This window comes from Albidovulum sediminicola, assembly GCF_025751575.1.
GTDB lineage: Bacteria > Pseudomonadota > Alphaproteobacteria > Rhodobacterales > Rhodobacteraceae > Albidovulum > Albidovulum sediminicola.
In genome coordinates this window covers 19,310-39,633 of record NZ_JAOWLA010000014.1, presented here as the reverse complement: position 1 = coordinate 39,633, position 20,324 = coordinate 19,310, and the positions used below count along the sequence as shown (strand labels likewise).

The 20,324-nt window shown below is 65.6% G+C and carries 20 protein-coding genes and 1 tRNA gene; 13 read left to right on the top strand and 8 right to left on the bottom strand.

What is annotated here, in order from left to right; genetic code table 11:
- Positions 1 to 197 precede the first annotated feature (197 nt).
- The 3 genes from OE647_RS14690 to OE647_RS14680 all read left to right on the top strand — a co-directional run bounded on the left by OE647_RS14690 (position 198) and on the right by OE647_RS14680 (position 5,146).
- Positions 198 to 2,093: a propionyl-CoA synthetase gene (locus OE647_RS14690; protein ID WP_263722502.1), complete on the top strand. Its 1,896-nt coding sequence runs from the start codon at positions 198 to 200 to the stop codon at positions 2,091 to 2,093.
- Between the two features lie 25 nt (positions 2,094 to 2,118).
- Positions 2,119 to 3,300 (top strand): acetyl-CoA C-acyltransferase family protein, encoded by a 1,182-nt coding sequence (locus OE647_RS14685; protein ID WP_263722501.1) that lies wholly within the window; start codon positions 2,119 to 2,121, stop codon positions 3,298 to 3,300.
- A gap of 61 nt (positions 3,301 to 3,361) precedes the next feature.
- A complete protein-coding gene (locus OE647_RS14680) occupies positions 3,362 to 5,146 on the top strand; it encodes a PHA/PHB synthase family protein (RefSeq protein ID WP_263722500.1) in 1,785 nt (594 codons plus the stop codon).
- A 34-nt stretch (positions 5,147 to 5,180) separates the two neighbouring features.
- Here the strand turns inward: OE647_RS14680 and OE647_RS14675 are convergent, their stop codons facing one another.
- The 3 genes from OE647_RS14675 to OE647_RS14665 all read right to left on the bottom strand — a co-directional run bounded on the left by OE647_RS14675 (position 5,181) and on the right by OE647_RS14665 (position 7,675).
- On the bottom strand, positions 5,181 to 5,915 hold the full coding sequence (locus tag OE647_RS14675; protein ID WP_263722499.1) for a class I SAM-dependent methyltransferase: 735 nt from the start codon (positions 5,913 to 5,915) through the stop codon (positions 5,181 to 5,183).
- Positions 5,916 to 6,120: 205 nt separating this feature from the next.
- A tRNA-Arg gene (locus tag OE647_RS14670) sits at positions 6,121 to 6,197 on the bottom strand.
- A gap of 89 nt (positions 6,198 to 6,286) precedes the next feature.
- Positions 6,287 to 7,675, bottom strand: coding sequence for a sensor histidine kinase (locus OE647_RS14665; protein WP_263722498.1), 1,389 nt, complete (start codon positions 7,673 to 7,675; stop codon positions 6,287 to 6,289).
- Between the two features lie 234 nt (positions 7,676 to 7,909).
- Here OE647_RS14665 and rpmH point away from each other — a divergent pair, with 234 nt between their 5' ends.
- Genes rpmH through yidD form a run of 3 tightly spaced genes read left to right on the top strand, consistent with a single transcriptional unit; the run spans position 7,910 to position 8,705 of the window.
- Entirely contained in the window at positions 7,910 to 8,044 is a 135-nt protein-coding gene (gene rpmH, locus OE647_RS14660; RefSeq protein WP_263722497.1) for a 50S ribosomal protein L34, read from the top strand.
- Between the two features lie 23 nt (positions 8,045 to 8,067).
- Positions 8,068 to 8,487, top strand: a complete 420-nt coding sequence (rnpA, locus tag OE647_RS14655) for a ribonuclease P protein component (RefSeq protein ID WP_263722496.1) — start codon at positions 8,068 to 8,070, stop codon at positions 8,485 to 8,487.
- Entirely contained in the window at positions 8,484 to 8,705 is a 222-nt protein-coding gene (gene yidD / locus OE647_RS14650; RefSeq protein WP_263722495.1) for a membrane protein insertion efficiency factor YidD, read from the top strand. The genes rnpA and yidD overlap by 4 nt, the downstream gene beginning before the upstream one ends.
- Here yidD and OE647_RS14645 read toward each other — a convergent pair.
- Positions 8,702 to 9,244 (bottom strand): hypothetical protein, encoded by a 543-nt coding sequence (locus OE647_RS14645; protein WP_263722494.1) that lies wholly within the window; start codon positions 9,242 to 9,244, stop codon positions 8,702 to 8,704. The two genes, yidD and OE647_RS14645, sit on opposite strands and share 4 nt — an antisense overlap.
- A gap of 110 nt (positions 9,245 to 9,354) precedes the next feature.
- On the opposite strand from OE647_RS14645, the gene ttcA reads away from it, so the two are divergent.
- From ttcA to yihA, 4 genes are all read left to right on the top strand, one after another.
- Positions 9,355 to 10,224: a tRNA 2-thiocytidine(32) synthetase TtcA gene (ttcA, locus tag OE647_RS14640; protein WP_263722493.1), complete on the top strand. Its 870-nt coding sequence runs from the start codon at positions 9,355 to 9,357 to the stop codon at positions 10,222 to 10,224.
- A 147-nt stretch (positions 10,225 to 10,371) separates the two neighbouring features.
- A complete protein-coding gene (gene yidC / locus OE647_RS14635; protein WP_263722492.1) occupies positions 10,372 to 12,210 on the top strand; it encodes a membrane protein insertase YidC in 1,839 nt (612 codons plus the stop codon).
- A complete protein-coding gene (locus tag OE647_RS14630; RefSeq protein WP_263722491.1) occupies positions 12,207 to 12,965 on the top strand; it encodes an MOSC domain-containing protein in 759 nt (252 codons plus the stop codon). The genes yidC and OE647_RS14630 overlap by 4 nt, the downstream gene beginning before the upstream one ends.
- Positions 12,962 to 13,612 carry a ribosome biogenesis GTP-binding protein YihA/YsxC gene (gene yihA, locus OE647_RS14625; RefSeq protein WP_263722490.1) on the top strand — a complete coding sequence of 217 codons (651 nt, stop codon included), beginning with the start codon at positions 12,962 to 12,964 and terminating at the stop codon, positions 13,610 to 13,612. The genes OE647_RS14630 and yihA overlap by 4 nt, the downstream gene beginning before the upstream one ends.
- A gap of 87 nt (positions 13,613 to 13,699) precedes the next feature.
- Here yihA and OE647_RS14620 read toward each other — a convergent pair whose 3' ends face one another.
- Positions 13,700 to 14,431 carry an SDR family NAD(P)-dependent oxidoreductase gene (locus OE647_RS14620; protein WP_263722489.1) on the bottom strand — a complete coding sequence of 244 codons (732 nt, stop codon included), beginning with the start codon at positions 14,429 to 14,431 and terminating at the stop codon, positions 13,700 to 13,702.
- A gap of 139 nt (positions 14,432 to 14,570) precedes the next feature.
- Between OE647_RS14620 and argB the strand changes: the two genes are divergently transcribed.
- Genes argB through OE647_RS14605 form a run of 3 tightly spaced genes read left to right on the top strand, consistent with a single transcriptional unit; the run spans position 14,571 to position 16,614 of the window.
- Positions 14,571 to 15,449, top strand: coding sequence for an acetylglutamate kinase (argB, locus tag OE647_RS14615; RefSeq protein ID WP_263722572.1), 879 nt, complete (start codon positions 14,571 to 14,573; stop codon positions 15,447 to 15,449).
- Positions 15,449 to 16,099: a ferredoxin gene (locus OE647_RS14610; protein ID WP_412174962.1), complete on the top strand. Its 651-nt coding sequence runs from the start codon at positions 15,449 to 15,451 to the stop codon at positions 16,097 to 16,099. The genes argB and OE647_RS14610 overlap by 1 nt, the downstream gene beginning before the upstream one ends.
- Positions 16,096 to 16,614, top strand: coding sequence for a SixA phosphatase family protein (locus tag OE647_RS14605; protein WP_263722488.1), 519 nt, complete (start codon positions 16,096 to 16,098; stop codon positions 16,612 to 16,614). Before OE647_RS14610 ends, OE647_RS14605 begins: the two co-directional genes overlap by 4 nt.
- Before the next feature lie 54 nt (positions 16,615 to 16,668).
- Here the strand turns inward: OE647_RS14605 and OE647_RS14600 are convergent, their stop codons facing one another.
- Genes OE647_RS14600 through OE647_RS14590 form a run of 3 tightly spaced genes read right to left on the bottom strand, consistent with a single transcriptional unit; the run spans position 16,669 to position 20,228 of the window.
- On the bottom strand, positions 16,669 to 17,463 hold the full coding sequence (locus OE647_RS14600) for an amino acid ABC transporter ATP-binding protein (protein ID WP_318527952.1): 795 nt from the start codon (positions 17,461 to 17,463) through the stop codon (positions 16,669 to 16,671).
- Between the two features lie 10 nt (positions 17,464 to 17,473).
- A complete protein-coding gene (locus tag OE647_RS14595) occupies positions 17,474 to 18,949 on the bottom strand; it encodes an amino acid ABC transporter permease (RefSeq protein ID WP_263722487.1) in 1,476 nt (491 codons plus the stop codon).
- 1 nt (position 18,950) lies between these two features.
- The gene (locus OE647_RS14590) at positions 18,951 to 20,228 is read right to left on the bottom strand and encodes an amino acid ABC transporter permease (RefSeq protein WP_263722486.1); all 1,278 of its coding nucleotides are present in this window, start codon (positions 20,226 to 20,228) and stop codon (positions 18,951 to 18,953) included.
- Positions 20,229 to 20,324 lie beyond the last annotated feature (96 nt).

Below are 20,324 nucleotides of genomic sequence, written 5' to 3'. Positions count from 1 at the left end.
GAGGGAGGAAAGAATGCCAGACGTCGCCTTGGCGACCGGCGCGGCCCTTGTGGGCGGCACCGGTGCGGAGGGGCATCCCGATGGCGGACGATCCTGCACCGAAGCATGAACCGACAAGCGCCGACCGGCACCGCAGGCACGCTCGCCCGCAGCCGATCAAGGACCGGCCTCGCGTCGGCATAGGGAAGGAGGAACCGATGCCCGGATACAAGGAAGTCTATGACACCTGGAAGGCAGATCCCCTGGGTCACTGGGCACGCGCGGCCGAGGCCGTAAGCTGGGTCAAGCCGCCTAGCACGATCCTCGACGACAGCGCCGCGCCGATTTACCGCTGGTTTCCAGATGCCGAGTGCAACACCTGCTACAACGCGCTCGACCGGCATGTCGAGGCAGGACGCGGCGATCAGCCCGCGATCATCCATGACAGCCCGGTGACGAACAGCAAGACGACGATCACCTATGCCCGGCTGCAGGACCGCGTGTCGCGCCTGGCCGGGGCGCTTGCCGCGCGCGGCGTCGCGAAGGGCGACCGCGTGGTGATCTACATGCCGATGATCCCGGAGGCACTGGTGGCGATGCTGGCCTGCGCCCGGATCGGGGCGGTGCATTCAGTCGTCTTCGGCGGCTTCGCGCCGCATGAGCTCGCGGTCAGGATCAATGACGCCGCGCCCAAGGCGGTGCTGAGCGCCTCTTGCGGGATCGAGGGCAGCCGGGTCATCGCCTACAAGCCGCTTCTGGACGAGGCGATCGCCCAGTCGCAGCACAAGCCCGATTTCACCCTGGTGTTCCAGCGGCCCCAGGCCGAGGCCGCGATGACCCCAGGCCGGGACTTCGACTGGATGGCCGAGGAGGCCCAGGCAAGCCCCGCGGGCTGCACGCCCGTGAAGGGGTCCGATCCGCTCTACATCCTCTACACCTCCGGCACGACGGGCCAGCCCAAGGGTGTCGTGCGGGACAACGCCGGCCATATGGTGGCACTGCTCTGGTCGATGCGGAACCTTTACAACGTGCGGGCAGGCGACGTGTTCTGGGCGGCCTCCGATGTCGGCTGGGTCGTGGGGCATTCCTATATCTGTTACGCACCGCTCCTGGCGGGCTGCTCGACGATGGTGTTCGAGGGCAAGCCGGTGGGCACACCCGATCCGGGCACCTTCTGGCGCATCGTGGAGGAGCATGGGGTCAAGGTGCTGTTCACCGCACCGACGGCCCTGCGCGCCATCCGGCGCGAGGACCCCTCGGCCGAATACCTTCACCGTCACGACCTGTCGGGACTTCAGGCGCTGTTCCTGGCAGGCGAACGCGCCGACCCCGACACCATCCGCTGGGCCCAGGAGCATCTGCAAAAGCCGGTGATCGACCATTGGTGGCAGACGGAAACCGGCTGGGCGATCGCCGCCAACCCACTCGGGATCGAGATGCTTCCGGTCAAGCCGGGCTCGCCCACCGTTCCAATGCCCGGCTATCAGGTCGAGGTGCTGGACGAAGGTGGCCACCCGGTCGCGCCTGGAACGCTGGGCGCCATCGCGATCCGCCTGCCCCTGCCCCCCGGCACCCTGCCGACGCTCTGGAAGGCCGAGGACCGGTTCCGCAAAAGCTACCTCACCGCCTTCCCCGGCTATTATGAGACCGGCGACGCGGGGATGAAGGACGAGGACGGCTATGTCTACATCATGGCCCGCACCGACGATGTCATCAACGTCGCCGGCCACCGCCTGTCCACCGGCGCGATGGAGGAGGTGCTGATCTCTCACCCAGATGTGGCCGAATGTGCGGTCATCGGCATCGGAGACAAGCTGAAGGGCCAGGCGCCGCTGGGGCTCGTCTGCCTCAACGTGGGCGCGGACCGCGACGAAGCGGAGGTTCAGGCCGAATGCGTCGCGCTGATCCGCAAGGAAATCGGCCCGGTCGCGGCGTTCAAGAAATGTATTGTGGTCAATGCGCTGCCGAAGACACGATCAGGCAAGATCCTGCGTGGAACCATGGTATGCATTGCGGACGGCACTCCGTGGAAGATGCCCGCGACCATAGACGACCCCGCCACGCTTGATGCGATCTCCGAACGGATCGCCGGGCTTGGCGAACCGACCAACTGACCCAGACCCGGAAAAGGAGATTGCTGTGAAAGACGTTGTCATTCTGGATGGTGCGCGCACCGCCATCGGCGCTTTCGGCGGCGCGCTGGCCGGCACCGCGCCGACCGATCTTGCATCGGCGGTGGCGCGTGAGGCCATGTCGCGCAGCGGCGTGGACCCCGCGCAGATCCAGCACGCGGTCTTCGGCCATGTGATCAATACGGAACCGAAGGACATGTACATGGGCCGCGTCGCGGCCGTGAACGCCGGTGTTTCCGAGGATGCGCCCTGCCTGACGGTGAACCGGCTTTGCGGTTCGGGCGCCCAGGCCATCGTCTCGGCGGCGCAGCACATCATGCTGGGCGATGTCGACTATGCGCTGGCGGGCGGCGCCGAAAGCATGTCGCGCGCGCCCCATTCGACCCAGATGCTGCGGACCGGCGTCAAGATGGGTGACGGCAGCTTCACCGACATGATGATCGGCGCGCTCAGCGATCCGTTCGGCGTCGGCCACATGGGCGTCACCGCCGAGAACGTGGCCGCCGAACACGGGATCACCCGCGATCAGCAGGACGCCTTCGCCGTGGAAAGCCAACGGCGCGCGGTGGCAGCCATTGAAGCCGGGCGCTTCAAGTCCCAGATCCTGCCGATCGAGGTGCGGGTCCGCCGTGACGTGGTGGCCTTCGACACCGACGAACATCCCAAGGCCGGCACCACGATGGAGACACTGGCCAAGCTCCGGCCCGCGTTCAAGAAGGACGGGACCGTGACGGCGGGCAATGCCTCGGGCCTCAACGACGGCGCGGCCGCGCTCGTGCTGGCCTCGGCCGAGGCGGCCGAGAAAGCGGGCCTGAAGCCTCGGGCCCGGCTTCTGGGATACGCCCACGCGGGCGTGCGCCATGAGGTGATGGGCATCGGCCCGGTTCCGGCGGTCGCCAACCTTCTGAAGAAGCTCGGCATGAATGCCGCCGATTTCGACGTGATCGAATCGAACGAGGCCTTCGCGGCCCAGGCCTGCGCGGTGAACGCGGGGCTTGGCCTCGATACCGCCAAGGTGAACCCGAACGGCGGCGCCATCGCGCTTGGCCATCCGATCGGCGCGACGGGCGCGATCCTCTCGATCAAGGCGCTTTACGAACTGGAACGCAGCGGCGGGCGCTACGGTCTTGTGACGATGTGCATTGGCGGCGGGCAGGGCATCGCGCTAGCCTTCGAGCGGATGAACTGACAACGCCGGGCGCCCGCCCGACCAGGCGGGCGTCCCGATCCAGGGACGGGAGGGAACCGACATGGCCGAGACCGACAAGGAAACCGGGGCGCTGGACATCGCCGAAACCGGGGCGCGTCTCCTGACGCTGACGCAACGCATGATGTCCGCCGCGGCGCAGGCGCAGGCGCATTCGGTGCGCACCGCGACCGGCTCCGAGTTCTCGCTGATGGACGCGGCGACGCTGGCCAAGGCCTACGGCGCGGTCTGGGCCGACGCCCTGTCGAACCCGGCAGAGTTCTGGGAGACCCAGATCAAGGCCGGAACGAACATGATGAACATGTGGCAATCGCTCCTCGCGCCAGAGGACGAGGCGGCGGGCGCCAAGCCCAAGGATCGGCGCTTCGCCGATCCGGCCTGGTCCGAAGACCCGATGTCGCGGGTCTATCGCGACGTGTTCCTTACCTTCGAGAAGGCGACGAAAGAGCTTCTGGACGGCCTTCCCAAGGAGTCGAAAGACCATCTTCGCGTCAGTTTCTACACGCGCCAGATGCTGAGCGCACTGTCGCCCTCCAACTACCTGCTGACCAATGCCGCCGCGCGCAAGAAATTCATCGAGACCAAGGGCGAAAGCCTGCTCAATGGGCTTGAGAACCTTCTTGTCGACCTTGAGCGCGGCGAAGGCCGGGTGGACCTGGCCACCAACGACCCGACTGCCTTCGAGGTCGGCGTCAACCTCGCCACCACCGAGGGAAAGGTGGTGTTCGAGAACGAACTGATGCAGCTCATCCAGTACGAGCCGCGCACGGAAAAGCAGCACGCGATCCCGCTGCTTCTGGTGCCGGCCTGGATCAACAAGTTCTACATCCTCGACATGCGGCCGGAAAACAGCCTGGTGCGCTACATGCTCGACCGCGGGCATTCGGTCTTCGTGATTTCCTGGGTGAACCCGACCAAGGCGCACGCCGACAAGGATTTCGCCGATTACATGAAGCTCGGGCCGCTGACGGCCCTCGACGTGATGCGGGACATCACGCAAGAGGAAAAGGCCAATATCCTTGGCTTTTGCATCGGCGGCATCCTCGTGACCGCGACGCTGGGCTATCTGGCCGCGACGGGCGACCAGCGCATCAACGCGGCCACGACGCTTGCCACGATGGTCGATTTCAATGACGTGGGGGAGATCGGCGTCTTCATCGACGACAACCGTCTGAAAGTGCTACGCGAGCACATGAAGGACAAGGGCTACCTTGAGAACCGCCACCTGCAGGACATGTTCTCGATGCTGCGGGAGAAGGACCTGATCTGGTCCTTCGTGGAGGCGAGCTATCTGCGCGGCGACAAGCCCCGGGCCTTCGACCTGTTGTTCTGGAACTCCGACTCCACCCGCCTGCCCGCAGCGATGCTGCTGTGGTATCTTGAGGAGGTCTACCTCCAGAACAAGCTGCGCACACCGGGCGGGCTTGAGATGAACGGGGTCCGCATCGACATTTCCAAGATCAAGACGCCCTTCTTCATCCTGGCAACCGAGGACGATCATATCGCGCCCTGGACCTCGATCTATCCCGCGACGCAGATCCTGGGCGGCGAGGTCGAATTCGTCCTCGGCGGGTCGGGACATATCGCGGGCGTCATCAACCCACCGGCCAAGCGCCCGAAATACGGCTTCCGTACCGCCGCGAAATACCCACCGACCACCGAGGGCTTCCTGGAAGCCGCGGTCGCGCATGAAGGCTCCTGGTGGCCGCATTGGGCGGAGTGGCTGGAGGCCAAGGACGGCCGCATGGTCGCCCCCCGCAAGCCCGCGACGCGCGGCCGCTACAAGGCGATCGAACCGGCGCCGGGCCGCTACGTCAAGGCGAAGTGAACGGCGCGCGCGACACGGTCGGTCGCCCGGCGGGTCAGGCCCGGCGGGCTTTCCGGGCATTTCCCACGCGCACGACATTCCCGACAGTGTCAGTCGGCGAGCGCTCCCATGGCAGGGCCTCGCTCGCACTCTTGCGCAGAAGCGCCGTCACCGTCTCGTTGATCCGCACGATCTCGAAGCCGGCGACATGCGCCAGAGCGCCAAGCGTCCCGGCGGTGAAGTCGGTGACATGGGCGATATGGAAATATGCCCATAGGTCGCGCCCATAGGCGCCTTCGGCCACCGCGTTAAGACCCGGCACTTCGACCAGCAGATAGTCGTCCGGGGACATTCGTTCCCGCACCTCGGCCAAAAACGCCTTGGGATCGTGGACGTGCTCACGGACATGGGGCAGAATGGAGACCTTTGGCCCCTCGGCAAGCCTGCTGGGAAAACTTGCTACTTCAAAGTCATGGCCATATTCCGCGCGGGCGAAGGCGATCGCCTCGACATCGAGGTCGAAGCCGTAGCGGGCCGACTGCGCGAGAAGCGTAAAGTCTGAGGCCTCGCAAAGCGTACAGGAGCGCTCCTCGAGCGCCATGTCCAGATACAAGGCACGCGTCTTGCGAATCGCCTGCCTGGGGCCGCGCGTCATCCGCCGAAACGCGCTGTAAAGTCCGAGAAGCGACGATCCTTCGGAGCGCGCCTTCCCGTCGTCCGTGACTTCGCCATCTGATCGGCTCCTCCCTTCCTTCACATCGAGCCTGATACCGTTGCGGATCAACGGCAAGGCGATGGAGGCTGACGACAGCGATAGGGTTGCAGAGCAGAAGTTAAAGCGCTCTTTTCGGGCGCCACACCCCCGCCGGGGCTTCTCGTTCCGGGTGCGAGATGCGGGGAAAGATCTGTGCATGCCGGCTCGCAGCCATTCGATCGCTACACCGGGCCGAAAAAGAAAAGGGCTCGGGTGCGTCCACCCAAGCCCCTGAAATCTATGGCGCACCCGAAGAGATTCGAACTCCTGACCCCCAGATTCGTAGTCTGGTGCTCTATCCAGCTGAGCTACGGGTGCGTGGGAGTGGCATTTAGCGGTGCCGCCGGGGCATTGCAAGGGCGAAAACGACAGAACCCGCAGGTTCGTCGCCAGGCAGGCGTCGCGGCCTATGCGGCCTTCGCGCGCGGGACGACCAGACGGAAGAGTGTGCCCTCCGCATCGGAGCGGACAAGCTCCAGCCGGCCCCCGTGTCCCTTCACCAGTTCGGCGGCGATCGCGAGGCCGAGCCCGGTGCCGCCTTTGCGTGCGCCCCCCTGGAACGGCTGGAACAGGTGTTCGCGCGCCCGCTCCGGCAGTCCGGGGCCGGTGTCGCCCACGCTGATCCACCAGCCGTCCTCGCCCTCCCCGATGGCAATCTCGACCGTGCCGGGCTGGCCGGTCTGTTCGATCGCCTGGCGGGCATTGCGCAGAAGGTTGGTCAGCACCCGGTAAAGCTGGTCGCGATCCGCCCGCACGACGATGTCGTTGGCGACATCCGTCACGATCTCGACCCCGCTGTCACCCGCGGCCAGGCGTTCGGTCTCTGCCACCTCGCGCGCCAGCGCCGCGAGGCCGAAGCGGCTGAGCGTGGGCGGCGGCTCCTCGGCCTTGCCAAAGGCCAGCGTCGTCTCGCAGAGCCCGACCGCGCGGCTGATCGACCCCACGAGCTTGGGCGCCGCGCGTTTCACCATCGGATCGTCGCTGCTTTCCATCCGGTCGGCAAAGATCTGCGCCGTCGCCAGGATGTTGCGCAGGTCGTGGCTAACCTTGGCAACCGCCCCACCAAGCTGGGCCAGCCGCTCCTTCTGGCGCAGGGACTGGGTCAGCTGCTTCTGCATCATCTGCAGCGCCACTTCCGCCTCGCGCAGTTCGACGACGCCGGATTGCGGCTCGATCACCCGGCGGGCGTCCTCGGGGGCGTCGGCGTAGGTGCGCATGCTGTCCACCACACGCTTGATCGGCGTGACCAGAACTCGGCGCACCGCGAAGAATAGAAGCGCCGCCGTCAGGACGGAGATCACCGCCGAAAGCCCCAGGATGCGCAGGCCGTAGTCGATCATCGCCTGGCGGAGCGGCGCGGCGGCCATCGTCGCCTCGATCAGGAGCCCGGCCCGCTTCACCGGGTCGCCAATCACGCGGATCACCCGGTCGCGCGGATCGAACAAGGCCGTGACCGCATCGCGGATCAGTTCCCAGGCCGGGGCATGGCGCAGATCGAAGGTCTCCTCAATCGGTCCCGGGATGGGCGAGGAGAGGACGAGCTGGCGGATCTCGTCCCGGCGCAGGACGACGTTGAACACCTCCGCATTGGCCAGAAGCTCGCGCTCCACCGCCTCGTCGATCATGTCGCCAGCGGCCAGCAGCGACAGCGAGGCGATCTGCGCGCGTTCCAGTCGCGACAGGATGTAATCCTCCCTGAAGCGTGCGACCGAGGGCACGAAGATCAGCACCTCCGCCAGCATGACGAAGACCATCGTCAAGAGCAGGAAGCGGCCTGACAGCGTGTTCAAAAACATAGAAACTTTCCCGGCGGATGACCGGCAGCTGATGATCTGGACCATGGCTAGCAAAACCGGCCCGCGAAGAACAGGGAATAGCGGGGCAAACATTCCCCCTTGCCCGCGCAAAGCGTGCAAAAATCCTCTGGGGCGAGTTGACTTGCCGACCGACCGCGTCTATGAGCCGGGCTTCGAATGACAGCGACCTTCGAATCCATCCGGGTTTGGGTCGCCCCTACCGGAGTTGAAGCAATGAAGCGCACCTTCCAACCGTCGAACCTCGTCCGCGCCCGCCGTCACGGCTTCCGCGCGCGCATGGCGACCAAAGGTGGACGCAAGATTCTGAACGCCCGCCGCGCGAAGGGCCGCAAGGTTCTCTCGGCCTGAGGCCAGAAACCGGCATTGACGGCATGATGCCGCCGGTGGCTCCCGTGGATGGGCAAGGCCCAGAGACGGTGACGCCGCCGGCGGTTTCCGTTTGTCTTGAGGTCCTGGCCAAGCGCGCGGATTTCCTGCGTGCGGCGCAGGCCCGGCGGCAGGGCACGCCCGCATTCCTCTTGCAGGCCCGTCGCCGCCGCCCGGAAGAACCCGGCGGCACAGCCATCCGCGTGGGCTTCACCTGCTCGAAAAAAGTGGGCAATGCCGTTGCCCGAAACCGCGCCAAGCGCCGCCTGAGAGAGGCCGCGCGCCTGATCCTTCCGCAGCACGGCCGCGCGGGTTGGGATTACGTGCTGGTGGGGCGCCGGGACGACACTGCGAACCGGGACTTCCAGCTTCTGTTGGGCGATCTGGTCCGGGCACTCGCCCAGGTCCACGGCAAGGACAGATGAGCCCGCTGGCCCATATCGTCGCGCTGCCGGTCCGGGCCTACCGGCTGCTCTTCAGTCCCTGGGTCGGGCATGGTTGCCGCTACCACCCCACCTGTTCCGCCTACGCGCTTGAGGCGCTGGAAAAACACGGCGCCTTCAAGGGCGCCTGGCTGGCGGCCCGGCGCATCCTGCGCTGCCACCCCTGGGGCGGCTCGGGCGTGGACAACGTCCCGGACTAGCGCTTTCGCAACCCGCGCAGGATCGTCTCGATGATCAGCCAAAGCAGGATGATCATCGGCAAGGCAGCCAGTTGAGTGCCTGCCGGGTGCTTCGCCTCCGTCCCCTGCTTGACCATCTTCAAGAGCACGCCAAGCCCCTTCGGCGGCTGACGAATCTCCGCGCGGAAATCGCGGACCGTCTTGACCAGGATCTTGCGGTCGCCTGCCGGGTCGCGCTTCATCATCCGCTTGCAAAGATCCAGCCGACCAAGAAGGTTGTTGAGTTCGTTCACCACCTCATCCAGCCAGAGAAGCCCGCTCTGCGCCTCTGTGGACATCTTGTCGAATGCGGCTGACCGCTGAAGCCTTAGCGTCGACTTCTGCTTGGCCATGAAATCAAGGATCTTCGACTGCGCGGCCTTGATCTTCTGCCGGTCCGACTCGCCGTTGGTGAACTTCTTGACCGCCTTGCGCAGTTCCTTCTGCAGCCGTGACAACCCCTTTTCGGCTTCGCGCAGGGCCTTGAAGGCGGCGGCATCTTCCGGTGTTGGCTTGGCCATCCTTTTCCTACCTTCCGCTCCCCTGCGGCAGCGTAGCAGCCGGTCACCACAAAGCAAGCAGCGCGGCGATTCCCCTTGGCGGCAAAGCCCGGACAGGGTAGGGGACGCGCATGCTTGACGATCTTGACGACATCCACCCGCTTTTCGCGGGGGCCCCGGCCTCGACGGAGTTCAAGAAGCTTCGCAAGCGCATCGTGCGAGAGACGCGCGAGGCGATCGAGGCCTATGGCATGATCGAACGCGGCGCGCGCTGGCTCGTGTGCCTGTCAGGCGGCAAGGACAGCTACACGCTTCTGGCGGTGCTGCACGAACTCAAGTGGCGCGGGCTCTTGCCGGTCGATCTGCTGGCCTGCAATCTCGACCAGGGCCAGCCGGGCTTTCCCGCGACCGTGCTGCCGGAATTCCTCACCCGCACGGGGGTCGAGCACCGGATCGAATACCAGGACACCTATTCGGTCGTCACCTCCAAGATCGCGCCGGGCGGGACGATGTGCAGCCTCTGTTCCCGGCTTCGGCGCGGGAACCTCTACCGCATCGCACGGGAAGAGGGCTGTTCAGCGGTCGTTCTCGGCCATCACCGGGACGACATCCTCGAAACCTTCTTCATGAACCTCTTTCACGGCGGTCGTCTGGCGACGATGCCGCCGAAACTGCTGAACGAGGACGGGGACCTTTTCGTCTACCGCCCGCTGGCCTTTGTGGCCGAGGCCGATTGCGAGAGATTCGCCCGCGCCATGCACTATCCGATCATCCCCTGCGACCTCTGCGGCTCGCAGGAGGGGCTTCAGCGCCAGCAGGTCAAGCAGATCCTCGACGGGTGGGAGGCACGCAGCCCCGGCCGGCGTCAGGTGATGTTCCGCGCGCTGATGAACGCGCGGCCCTCGCACCTGCTGGACTCCGCGCTTTTCGACTTCGCGGGCCTGACACGCGGGGCGCCTGCGGGGTCCGACACGCCGCCGAACCTGCGCGATCCGGACTGATCGCGCGGGTGCAACGCGGGGTTGACGGTACCGCCCCCCCCGGGCCCCAGCCTTCGGCACCCCTGCGATTGCAGGAAACCGCTTGACCTTTGATCGCCTGTTCTGTTGAACCGGCGCTGACCTTGAATGACTGGCGGTGTGTCCCTCATGGACGATCAGAACAAGAACCTCATCCTCGCAACCGTGCTTTCGGCGGCGGTCATCTTCGTGTGGTACACCTTCTTCACGCCGCCCATGCCGGAGCCCGACGCGACGGCGCCCGCCGAGGTGGCGGCCACCCAGTCCGTGCCCGCCGCGGCTGAGCCGACCCCGGCCCCTGCCCCCGAAACCGCCGCGACCACGACCGCCGCGCGGGTGGAGATCGACTCGCCCCGCCTCAAGGGCTCGCTGTCGCTCGCGGGCGGGCGCATCGACGACCTGCAACTGCACGATTACAAGCAGACGCTCGACGCAGGTTCGCCTGACGTGCGCCTGTTGGCCCCGGTCGGCTCCGCCGATGGGACGAAGCCTTATTACGCCGTCTACGGCTGGCAGCCCGCGGGCGGGCTTGATGCGGCCCTTCTGCCCGACGCGCGCACCGTCTGGTCCGCGCCCGAGGGCGCACGGCTGACGCCGGAAACGCCGCTGACGCTGACCTGGGACAACGGCGCGGGCCTGGTCTTCCACCGCATGGTCGCGCTCGACAGCAACTACATGTTCACGATCACCCAGTCGGTCGAGAACAACACCGGCGCGCCGGTCCGGCTTGCGCCCTACGGCATCATCGCCCGGCACGGCATCCCGGAAGACCAGCGCATCTACGTGCTGCACGAGGGGCTCGTGCGCGGCTTTGACGGCAAGCTGGAAGAGATCAAGTACGACAACATCCCCGAGCTTGACCTCGTCGCGGGCGAGGGCAACGCCGATATTCAGCAGGTGGCGGAGAACGGCTGGATCGGCTTCACCGACAAATACTGGATGGCCACCCTGATCCCGATGCCTGGCCAGGCCTTCACCTCGGTCGTGCGCTACGCCGCCGCCAACGACATCTACCAGGCCGAGACCCGCCTTCCGGTGATGGAGGTCGCGCCCGGCGCCAAGGGCGAGGCGACGACCATGCTCTTTGCCGGCGCCAAGGAATGGGAAACGATCAAGCGCTACGAGAACGACCCGGGTTTTCTTGACAGCCTCGCCGGGATCGAGGCCGATCCGGGCCGCCCGACGATCGCGGGCTTCATCGACTCAATCGACTGGGGCTGGTTCTTCTTCCTGACCAAACCGATGTTCTGGCTTCTGCACCTGCTGCACGGCCTGATCGGCAACATGGGCTGGGCGATCATCGCGCTGACCTTCGTGATCAAGACGCTGGTCTTCCCGCTGGCGCGGAAATCCTATGTCTCGATGGCGAAGATGAAGGAGCTTCAGCCCGAGATGGAGGCGATCAAGGCCCGCACGGGCGACGACCGGCAGAAGCTTCAGCAAGAGATGATGGCGCTCTACAAGAAGGAAAAGGTCAACCCGGCCTCGGGCTGTCTGCCGATCCTGCTTCAGATCCCGATCTTCTTCTCGCTCTACAAGGTGATCTACGTCACGATCGAGCTTTACCACGCGCCGTTCTTCGGCTGGCTGCGTGACCTTTCGGCCCCCGACCCCTCGTCGATCCTGAACCTCTTCGGCCTGCTGCCCTACGCCACGCCGGAGCAAGGCTCGCTGTTCTTCATGTTCTCGCTCGGGGTGCTGCCGATCCTGCTCGGCATCTCGATGTGGTTCCAGCAGAAGCTGAACCCCGCTCCGGCCGATCCGGCCCAGGCCGCGATCTTCGCCTGGATGCCGTGGATCTTCATGTTCATGCTGGGGTCCTTCGCCTCGGGCCTTGTGCTCTACTGGATCACCAACAACACGATCACCTTCATCCAGCAGTACACGATCATGTCGATGCACGGGAAACGCCCCGACCTCTTCGGCAATATCAAGGCCGGGATGAAACGCGGCCAGTCGGGCAAATGACCGCCCGGCTCGCCCTTCTGTGCCGGCATCCGATCAAGTCGATCGGATACGAGGAAATCACGCGCGCGACCCTGAGCGAGGGCCGCGCGCTGCCGTTTGACCGCGAATGGGCGGTCGCGCATGAAGCGGCGAAGTTCGGACGCGCGCTGAGCGAATGGGCGCCGAAGCTGAACTTCCTGCGCGGGGTTGTGGGTCACCGGCTCATGGCGATTCGCGCCACGACCGACACGGACAACCGCCGCGTCACGCTGACCCATCCTGAGGCCGCGCCGATCACGGTGGCGCCCGACGATCCCAAGGACGCCGAGCGCCTCATCGCCTGGCTTCGCCCGCTCTGGCCCGCCGAGCGCCCCGCGCCCGCCTTCGTCGGCCATATCCCCGGGCAGGCGATGACCGACTGGGCCGATCCCTTCATCTCGATCCTGAACCTTGCGTCGCTGCGCGAACTTTCCACCCGCATGGGGCAGGAGATCTCCCCCCACCGCTTCCGCGGCAACCTCTGGCTGGACGGGCTGCCCCCCTTCGCCGAGTTCGACCTGATCGGCAAGACGCTCCGCATCGGCGACGCGGAGCTTGAGATCCGCCAGCGCATCACCCGCTGCAAGGCGACCACCGTGAACCCCGACAGCGGGCAGTCCGATGCCGACACGCTGGCCGCGCTCAAGGCCGGCTGGGGCCACCAGGATTTCGGCACCTATGCCGTTGTGACCCGCTCGGGTGAGATCGCGCAGGACGACAAGGTGACGATCCTGTGACCCTCTCGTACCCCCTGGCCCCCGAACCCGACGACTTCGCCCGCGAACGCGGCCGCAAGCTCTTTGCCGGCGACGTCGCCTTCCTCAAGGGCGTCGTGGCAATGGACGGGCTCCCTCCCCCAGACAGGATCGAGGTCTGTTTCGCGGGGCGATCGAACGTGGGCAAGTCGAGCCTCATCAACGCGCTGACTGGCCGCAGGAGCCTCGCCCGCGCCTCGAACACGCCTGGGCGCACGCAAGAGATCAACTACTTCACCACCCCCGGCGGCCCCTACCTGGTGGACCTACCCGGCTACGGCTTTGCCGAAGCGCCTGTGGCGGTCGTCAGGAAGTGGCAGGCGCTGCTCAAGGACTATCTCTCGGGCCGCCAGACCCTGCGCCGGGCCTTTGTCCTCATAGACACCCGCCACGGTGTCAAATCCGTGGACGAGGAGATCCTGACGCTTCTCGACAAATCCGCCGTCACCTTCCAGGTGGTGATGACCAAGGCGGACAAGGTCTCGCTCAAGGACCGCGAAAAGGCCCTCGCACAGGTGCGCGGCGCGCTTGCCAAGCACCCCGCCGCCTACCCGGAAATCGTGCTGACCTCCTCCGAAAAGGGCGATGGGATCGAGACGCTCCGCGCCCTCATCGCCTCCCTCGAATAGCCCTTCTTCATTGCGCAAATACCCCGGAGGGGTCCGGGGAGGCAGCGCCTCCCCGGCGGATCGCCCGCGGCAGCGGGCGAAACCCTGTCAGACATGCTGTCCCGCGTTGACCTCGATCTCGGTCCCGGTGACATAGCTCGACGCCTCCGTGCACAGGAACCAGATCACATCGGCTACTTCCGATGGCTGGCCCAGGCGGCGCAACGGCAACCCTTCGACGATCTTCTCGGTCCCCGGCGACAGGATCGAGGTCTCGATCTCCCCCGGCGCGATCGCATTGACCCGCACGCCCAGGGGCCCAAAGTCATGCGCCATCTCGCGCGTCAGCGCCTTCAGCGCCGCCTTGGAGGTCGCATAGGCAGCGCCCGCGAAGGGATGCACCCGGCTTCCCGCGATCGAGGTCACGTTGACGACCGCGCCCTTCGCGGCGGAAAGCTCGTCCTTCAGCCCCCGCGCCAGCACGATCGGCGCGAAGAAGTTGACGTGGAAGACCTTGCCCCAGTCGCGCAGGTCGGTGTCGATGGAGTTCAGCCGGCTCCCCCCCTGCCCCTTGGGCGAGATCCCCGCGTTGTTCACCAGCGCGTGCAACTTGCCGCCAAGGCGCGCGCGAATGACCTCGATCGCCGCCATGGTCGCGGCCGGGTCGGCCAGATCGATCTCGATATGATCCTCGCGCCCGCCGCCCCAGGGGCAGCCCTCGGGGAAGGGGTGGCGGGAACAGGTCAGGATGCGCCAGCCTTCGCGCGCGAAGCGCTTCACCGTCGCATGCCCGATGCCGCGCGACGCGCCCGTCAGGAGGAGTGTCTTCTGTTCGGCCATTGGGCGATCTCCGTTTTTCCTGGCGGCAAACTAGGGCATCGCGGGCGAAAGGCAACTCCCCCAAGACACTTGGCAGGGCGGCCTCAAGGGGCTAACAAACGCGGGACAGCCCATGGGACGCCCGATGAGAAAGCAAGACATGAACCGTGACTGGATTGCCACCGCCCGGACCCTCTCCGAGGCGCTTCCCTATCTTCAGCGCTACGCCGGCGCGGTCGTCGTCGTGAAATTCGGCGGCAACGCGATGGGGGATGAGGACGCGATGGCCGAGTTCGCCCGCGACATCGTCCTGATGCGCCAGGTCGGCGTGAACCCGGTCGTCGTGCATGGCGGCGGGCCGATGATCAACGACCTTCTCGGCAAGCTCGGCATCAAGTCCGAGTTCGTCCGCGGCAAGCGCGTCACCGACAAGGCCACCGTCGAGGTGGTGGAAATGGTGCTCTCGGGCCTCGTCAACAAGCGGATCGTCCAGGCGATCAACGACCAGGGCGGGCGCGCCGTCGGTATCTCCGGCAAGGACGACGACCTGATCGTGTGCGAGGCTGACGACCCGGAACTGGGCTTCGTCGGCCGCCCGGTCGAGATGAACGTGCAGATCCTGCGCGATCTCTTCGGCGCGGGCATGATCCCGGTCGTGGCCCCTGTCGCCACCGGCCGTAACGAGAACGAGACCTTCAACGTCAACGGCGATACAGCCGCGGGCGCGCTGGCCGGCGCTCTCAAGGCCGATCGCCTTCTCCTGCTGACCGATGTTTCGGGCGTGAAGGACGAAAGCGGCTCCGTCGTCACCCAGCTTACCCCGCAAGAGGTCCGCGACCTGACTGACAAGGGCGTGATCGCGGGCGGCATGATCCCCAAGACCGAGACCGCGCTGGCGGCGCTTGAGGCCGGGGTGCGCGCCGTGGTGATCCTTGATGGCCGGGTCTCCAATGCCTGCCTGCTGGAACTGTTCACCGATCACGGCGCGGGCTCGATCATCCGCACGACCGAACCCCGGGTAAAGCCGCGCGGTCAGTGATAAGCCTTGAAGAGATCGCCGCGCTGGCCCGGCCGCATTTCCTTGCGGTCTTCGGCGCGCTGCATCCGGGCAACGAGGACGGCGCACCAGCCGGCACCGGGACGCTGGTGCTTCTTGGCCCCGCGGAGCCCGGTTTCTGGCCGCATCTGACCTCCGGGCCGGAGTGGCAGGACGGCGCCCCGGACCCCGTGGACCGCTGGTCGAAGCGGGTCATCGGACAACTGGCGGAGGCTCTGGGCGGGCAGCCGCTCTTCCCCTCGGACGGGCCGCCCTACCCGCCGTTCTTCCGCTGGGCGCTCGGCTCCGGCAGGGCCTGGGCCTCGCCCGTGCGAATTCTGGTTCATGACCTGGCAGGGCTTTGGGTTAGTTACCGGGGTGCGATCGCGCTGCCGCAGCGGCTTGCCCTGCCCGATCCGCCCGAGAGCCCCTGCACCCGCTGCGCGGCCAAGCCCTGTCTCACCGCCTGTCCCGTGGCGGCGCTGACGGGCGCGGACTACAACCTTGCCGCGTGCCACGCCTTTCTGGACCGGAGCGAAGGCCACGCGTGCCTTTCCTCGGGTTGCGCGGTTCGCCGCGCTTGCCCGGTGTCACAAGCCTATGGCAGGTTGTCGGAACAATCCGCGTATCACATGAGGCAGTTTCACAAATGACACCAGCCGGGCACCGCCGCCTGATTCTCACACGCCACGCGAAATCCGCCTGGGACGATCCCCGGCTTGAAGACTTCGACCGCCCGCTGAACCGGCGCGGCCGCCGTGCGTCGCTGGAACTGGGCGAGTGGCTGCATTCGCGCGGATACGAGCCCGAAGAGGTGCTGTGCTCCACCGCCAAGCGGACGCGGGAAACCTGGGCGACAGTGTCCGCCGCGGCGCTTGAGGTAACCCCGAAGGTGGAGTTCATCGACGCGCTCTATCACGCCGGGCCGGACGTGATGCTGGAGACGTTGCGCAAGGCTTCGAGCGATTGCGTGATGATGATCGGCCACAATCCCGGCATTGCCGCGCTGGCCTCGATGCTGCCGGCGCGCGCGCCGATGGACCCGGACTTCCCGCGCTATCCGACCGGCGCGACGCTGGTGGTGGATTTCGATATCCCGGCCTGGGAAGAGGTCGGCGCCGGAAAGGGCTCCGTTCTGGATTTCTTCGTGCCTTCGGGCCGCGACTAACCAAAGGAAAAGCCCCGGCGAACAGGCCGGGGCTTCGGTTTTCGGCGCCCGCGTTCAGTGCCCGAGGATCTGGCTGAGGAACAGCTTGGTCCGATCGGACTGCGGGTTGTTGAAGAACTCCTTGGGCTCGTTCTGCTCGACGATCTGGCCCTGGTCCATGAAGATCACGCGGTTCGCCACGGCCTGGGCAAAGCCCATCTCGTGGGTCACGCAGAGCATCGTCATCCCCTCTTCGGCAAGCTCGATCATGGTGTCGAGCACTTCCTTGATCATCTCCGGATCAAGCGCCGAGGTCGGTTCGTCAAACAGCATGATCCGCGGCTTCATGCAAAGCGACCGCGCGATGGCCACCCGCTGCTGCTGGCCGCCCGAAAGCTGACCGGGGTACTTGTGGGCCTGCTCCGGGATCTTGACCTTGGAAAGGTAATGCATCGCGGTTTCCTCGGCCTCTTTGCGCGGGATCTTGCGAACCCAGATCGGGGCCAGCGTGCAGTTTTCCAGGATCGTGAGGTGCGGGAACAGGTTGAAGTGCTGGAACACCATCCCGACCTCGGAGCGGACCTTGTCGATGTTCTTGAGGTCCGAGGTCAGTTCGGTGCCATCGACCACGATCTGGCCGGCCTGATGTTCCTCAAGCCGGTTGATGCAGCGGATCAGCGTCGATTTCCCCGACCCCGAGGGGCCGCAGATGACGATCCGTTCGCCGCGGTTCACGGTCATGTTGATGTCACGCAGGACGTGGAACTGACCGTACCACTTGTTCATGTTGGTGATCTGGATCGCGACCTCGTCCGACACCTGCATGTGGCTGCGGTTGATCTCTCGGGTAATGGCGTGCGGGTCCGACATGGGAACCTCCTTAACGATGATCGCGCTTCAGCTTGCGTTCGAGGTACATGGAGTACCGCGACATGCTGAAACAGCAGGCGAAGAAGATGAGGCCGACGAAGATGTAGGGCTCCCAGTAGATGCCCTTCCATTCGATCGCGGCCCGGACGACCTTGGTCACGCCCTGCAACGGGTCGTGCAGACCGACCAGCGCGACAAGCGTGGTGTCCTTGAAGAGCCCGATGAACGAGGAGACGATCCCCGGGATCGAGATCTTCAGCGCCTGCGGCATGATGATCAGCCGCTGCGCCTGCCAGTAGTCGAGGCCGAGCGCATCGGCCGCCTCGTACTGGCCGCGCGGAAGCGCCGCGAGACCGCCCCGCACCACCTCGGCGATATAGGCCGCCGAGAAGAAGGTGACGAGGATGATCACGCGCAGGATCAGGTCGAAGTTCGTCCGCGGCGGCAGGAAGTACTGCAAAAGCAGCGACGCTGTGAACAGCATGGTGATCAGCGGCACCCCCCGGATGAACTCGATGAAGCCCACCGAAAGCGCCTTGATCAGCGGCATGTCCGAGCGCCGGCCAAGCGCCAGCAGAATGCCCATCGGGAGCGAGGCCGCAATCGCCGTCACGCCGATGACGAAGGCCAGAAGGAAGCCCCCGAACTCATCCGAGTCGACATGCGTGATGCTGAACGGAAGGAGCGAATGCAGTGCCCCGGTGATATGCGACTGCACCGCAAGCCACCAGACCATTGCCGCCACCACCCCGGCGCCGGTTCCAACCACTACACCCAGCTGGCCCTTGGTCAGGCTGTAGACCAGCGCCAGGATGGCAAAACCCGCGAGCGCGCCGATTGGCCCCCAGATCGATCCGCCCCACAGCAGGTAGAAGCCGATCGCCGGATAGAGCAGCGTCAGGATCATGAGCTTGCGGGGCGCCAGCCAGGCAACGGCGGTCAGCGCGCCCAGCACGATCACTACGGCCAGAAGCGCGGCCACGCCCGCATCGGCACCAGCGATCGCCTGCGGAAAGGCTACGGAAATCCCGATCAGGGCCAGCACGGTCAGGACCGTGACCACCCCGGCCATGATCGTGTTGACGGTGCGGTTGCCGAGGTAAAGCACCGGCGCCAGGGCCACGAACATCAGAGCGAAGGCCAGCGTCGGACGCCAGAAGAGCGGCTGCGGATAGAACCCGAAGAGGTACTGGTGCCAGCGCTCGCGCACCATGGCCCAGCAGGCGCCGGTCGCCCCCTCTCCGTGGCGGGCTGCGATGATCTCCCGGCACTCCATGAGCGAACCGGCCTCCCAGACGCCGTTGAGCAGCCAGGGTAGCGCCCCCTTGACCAGGAGGACGACGGTCAGAAGCCCAAGGATGGTCAGAATGGCGTTGAGCGGGCTGGAGAACAGATTCTCCCGCGCCCATTTGATGGCCCCGCGCTGCGAGGCGGGCGCCTCTTGCGGCGGAAGCATTTCCTTGCGGACGAAGGTCGCTTTCGTCATCTCAGCGCTCCTTCAGCTTCATGGCTGTGTTGAAGACGTTCATCCCGGAGGAGATGATCAGGCTCAGGACCAGATAGATCAGCATCATGAGCAGCATGCACTCAAGCTCGCGCCCCGTCTGGTTCAGCGTGATGCCGCCCAGCGTGCCCTTGAGGTCCAGGTAGCTGATCGCCATGCCAAGCGTCGTGTTCTTGGTCAGGTTCAGATACTGGCTGATCAGCGGCGGCACGATCACCCGCAGCGCCTGCGGCAGGATCACCAGCCGCATGGTGCGTCCCGGGCGCAGTCCCAGCGCATAGGCCGCCTCGCTCTGCCCCTTGGAGATGGCGAGAATACCCGCGCGGACCGCCTCGGCGATAAAGGCGCCGGTATAGAGCGAGATCGCGATCAGGAGCGCTGTGAAGGAATGCGCGACGTTGATCCCGCCCTGGAAGTTGAACCCCTTGAGCTCGGGATATTCCAGGTGGAAGCCAAGCGCATAAAGCAGGGCGATGATCGGCGCAAAGAGGATGATGAGGCTTTTCCACCAGGTGACGGGGCGCTCGCCCGTCGCCTCCTGCACCGACTTGGCGTTGGCGATCAGCCTCCCGTTGATCCAGACGCAGAGCGCGATCAAGGCCAGCGCCGCCACAACCGACAGGTTGATCGGAACATCGAGGATGCTGAAACTGCCCAGCGGGTGGTCGAGATAGGGCCGCGGGATGCTCGTCCCGCGGTTGGTGAAGGCAACGGAATCGAAGAGGATCTTCGAGGCCGCCGGCGCCTCGCCCGCCGCTGCCATCTCCTCGGTCACGCGGAAATCGCGCGGGGCCGGCGCCGTTTCGGAGAAGACGACGAAGGCGAGGATGATCCAGAGAAGCAGGGGAATGTTGCGGAACGTCTCGACATAGACGGTCATCAGCCGCGACACGACCCAGTTGTGCGACAGGCGCAGCACACCCGCCATCACGCCGATCACCGTGGCAAGGATACAGCCGATGAAAGCCACCAGAAGCGTGTTGAGGAGCCCCACGAAGAGCGCCCGCCCATGCGTGCTGTCATTCGTGTAGGGTATCAGCTGCTGGTCGATGTCGTAACCGGCGCGCTGGAACAGGAAGCTGAAGTTGATGTCCTTGTCCTTGGCGGCCAGGTTCACGATCGTGTTGTTCAGAAGCCAGGCCAGAAAGGCCAGGAAAAGCACGAGCACGACGATCTGGATCGTATAGGACCGGTACCGCGTGTCGTAGACGAGCATGCTCAGCCGAAAGGGTTCTTTCGGCACGCTTGCAACATGAGCCATGGAATTCTCCCCGACGATAGTCCGGTTATCCGACCGGACGGCAATCCGCGGGGTTCTGTCGCCCCGGCTGGATCGATCGTTCTTATCGCTTGACGA

Bases quoted from the DNA above. Each gene is read 5' to 3' on its own strand.
- OE647_RS14690 (WP_263722502.1), top strand. From the start codon at position 198: ATGCCCGGATACAAGGAAGTCTATGACACCTGGAAGGCAGATCCCCTG.
- OE647_RS14680 (WP_263722500.1), top strand. From the start codon at position 3,362: ATGGCCGAGACCGACAAGGAAACCGGGGCGCTGGACATCGCCGAAACC.
- OE647_RS14665 (WP_263722498.1), bottom strand. From the start codon at position 7,675: ATGTTTTTGAACACGCTGTCAGGCCGCTTCCTGCTCTTGACGATGGTC.
- rpmH (WP_263722497.1), top strand. From the start codon at position 7,910: ATGAAGCGCACCTTCCAACCGTCGAACCTCGTCCGCGCCCGCCGTCAC.
- rnpA (WP_263722496.1), top strand. From the start codon at position 8,068: ATGATGCCGCCGGTGGCTCCCGTGGATGGGCAAGGCCCAGAGACGGTG.
- yidD (WP_263722495.1), top strand. From the start codon at position 8,484: ATGAGCCCGCTGGCCCATATCGTCGCGCTGCCGGTCCGGGCCTACCGG.
- OE647_RS14645 (WP_263722494.1), bottom strand. From the start codon at position 9,244: ATGGCCAAGCCAACACCGGAAGATGCCGCCGCCTTCAAGGCCCTGCGC.
- ttcA (WP_263722493.1), top strand. From the start codon at position 9,355: ATGCTTGACGATCTTGACGACATCCACCCGCTTTTCGCGGGGGCCCCG.
- yidC (WP_263722492.1), top strand. From the start codon at position 10,372: ATGGACGATCAGAACAAGAACCTCATCCTCGCAACCGTGCTTTCGGCG.
- OE647_RS14630 (WP_263722491.1), top strand. From the start codon at position 12,207: ATGACCGCCCGGCTCGCCCTTCTGTGCCGGCATCCGATCAAGTCGATC.
- OE647_RS14620 (WP_263722489.1), bottom strand. From the start codon at position 14,431: ATGGCCGAACAGAAGACACTCCTCCTGACGGGCGCGTCGCGCGGCATC.
- argB (WP_263722572.1), top strand. From the start codon at position 14,571: ATGAACCGTGACTGGATTGCCACCGCCCGGACCCTCTCCGAGGCGCTT.
- OE647_RS14605 (WP_263722488.1), top strand. From the start codon at position 16,096: ATGACACCAGCCGGGCACCGCCGCCTGATTCTCACACGCCACGCGAAA.
- OE647_RS14600 (WP_318527952.1), bottom strand. From the start codon at position 17,463: ATGTCGGACCCGCACGCCATTACCCGAGAGATCAACCGCAGCCACATG.
- OE647_RS14595 (WP_263722487.1), bottom strand. From the start codon at position 18,949: ATGACGAAAGCGACCTTCGTCCGCAAGGAAATGCTTCCGCCGCAAGAG.
- OE647_RS14590 (WP_263722486.1), bottom strand. From the start codon at position 20,228: ATGGCTCATGTTGCAAGCGTGCCGAAAGAACCCTTTCGGCTGAGCATG.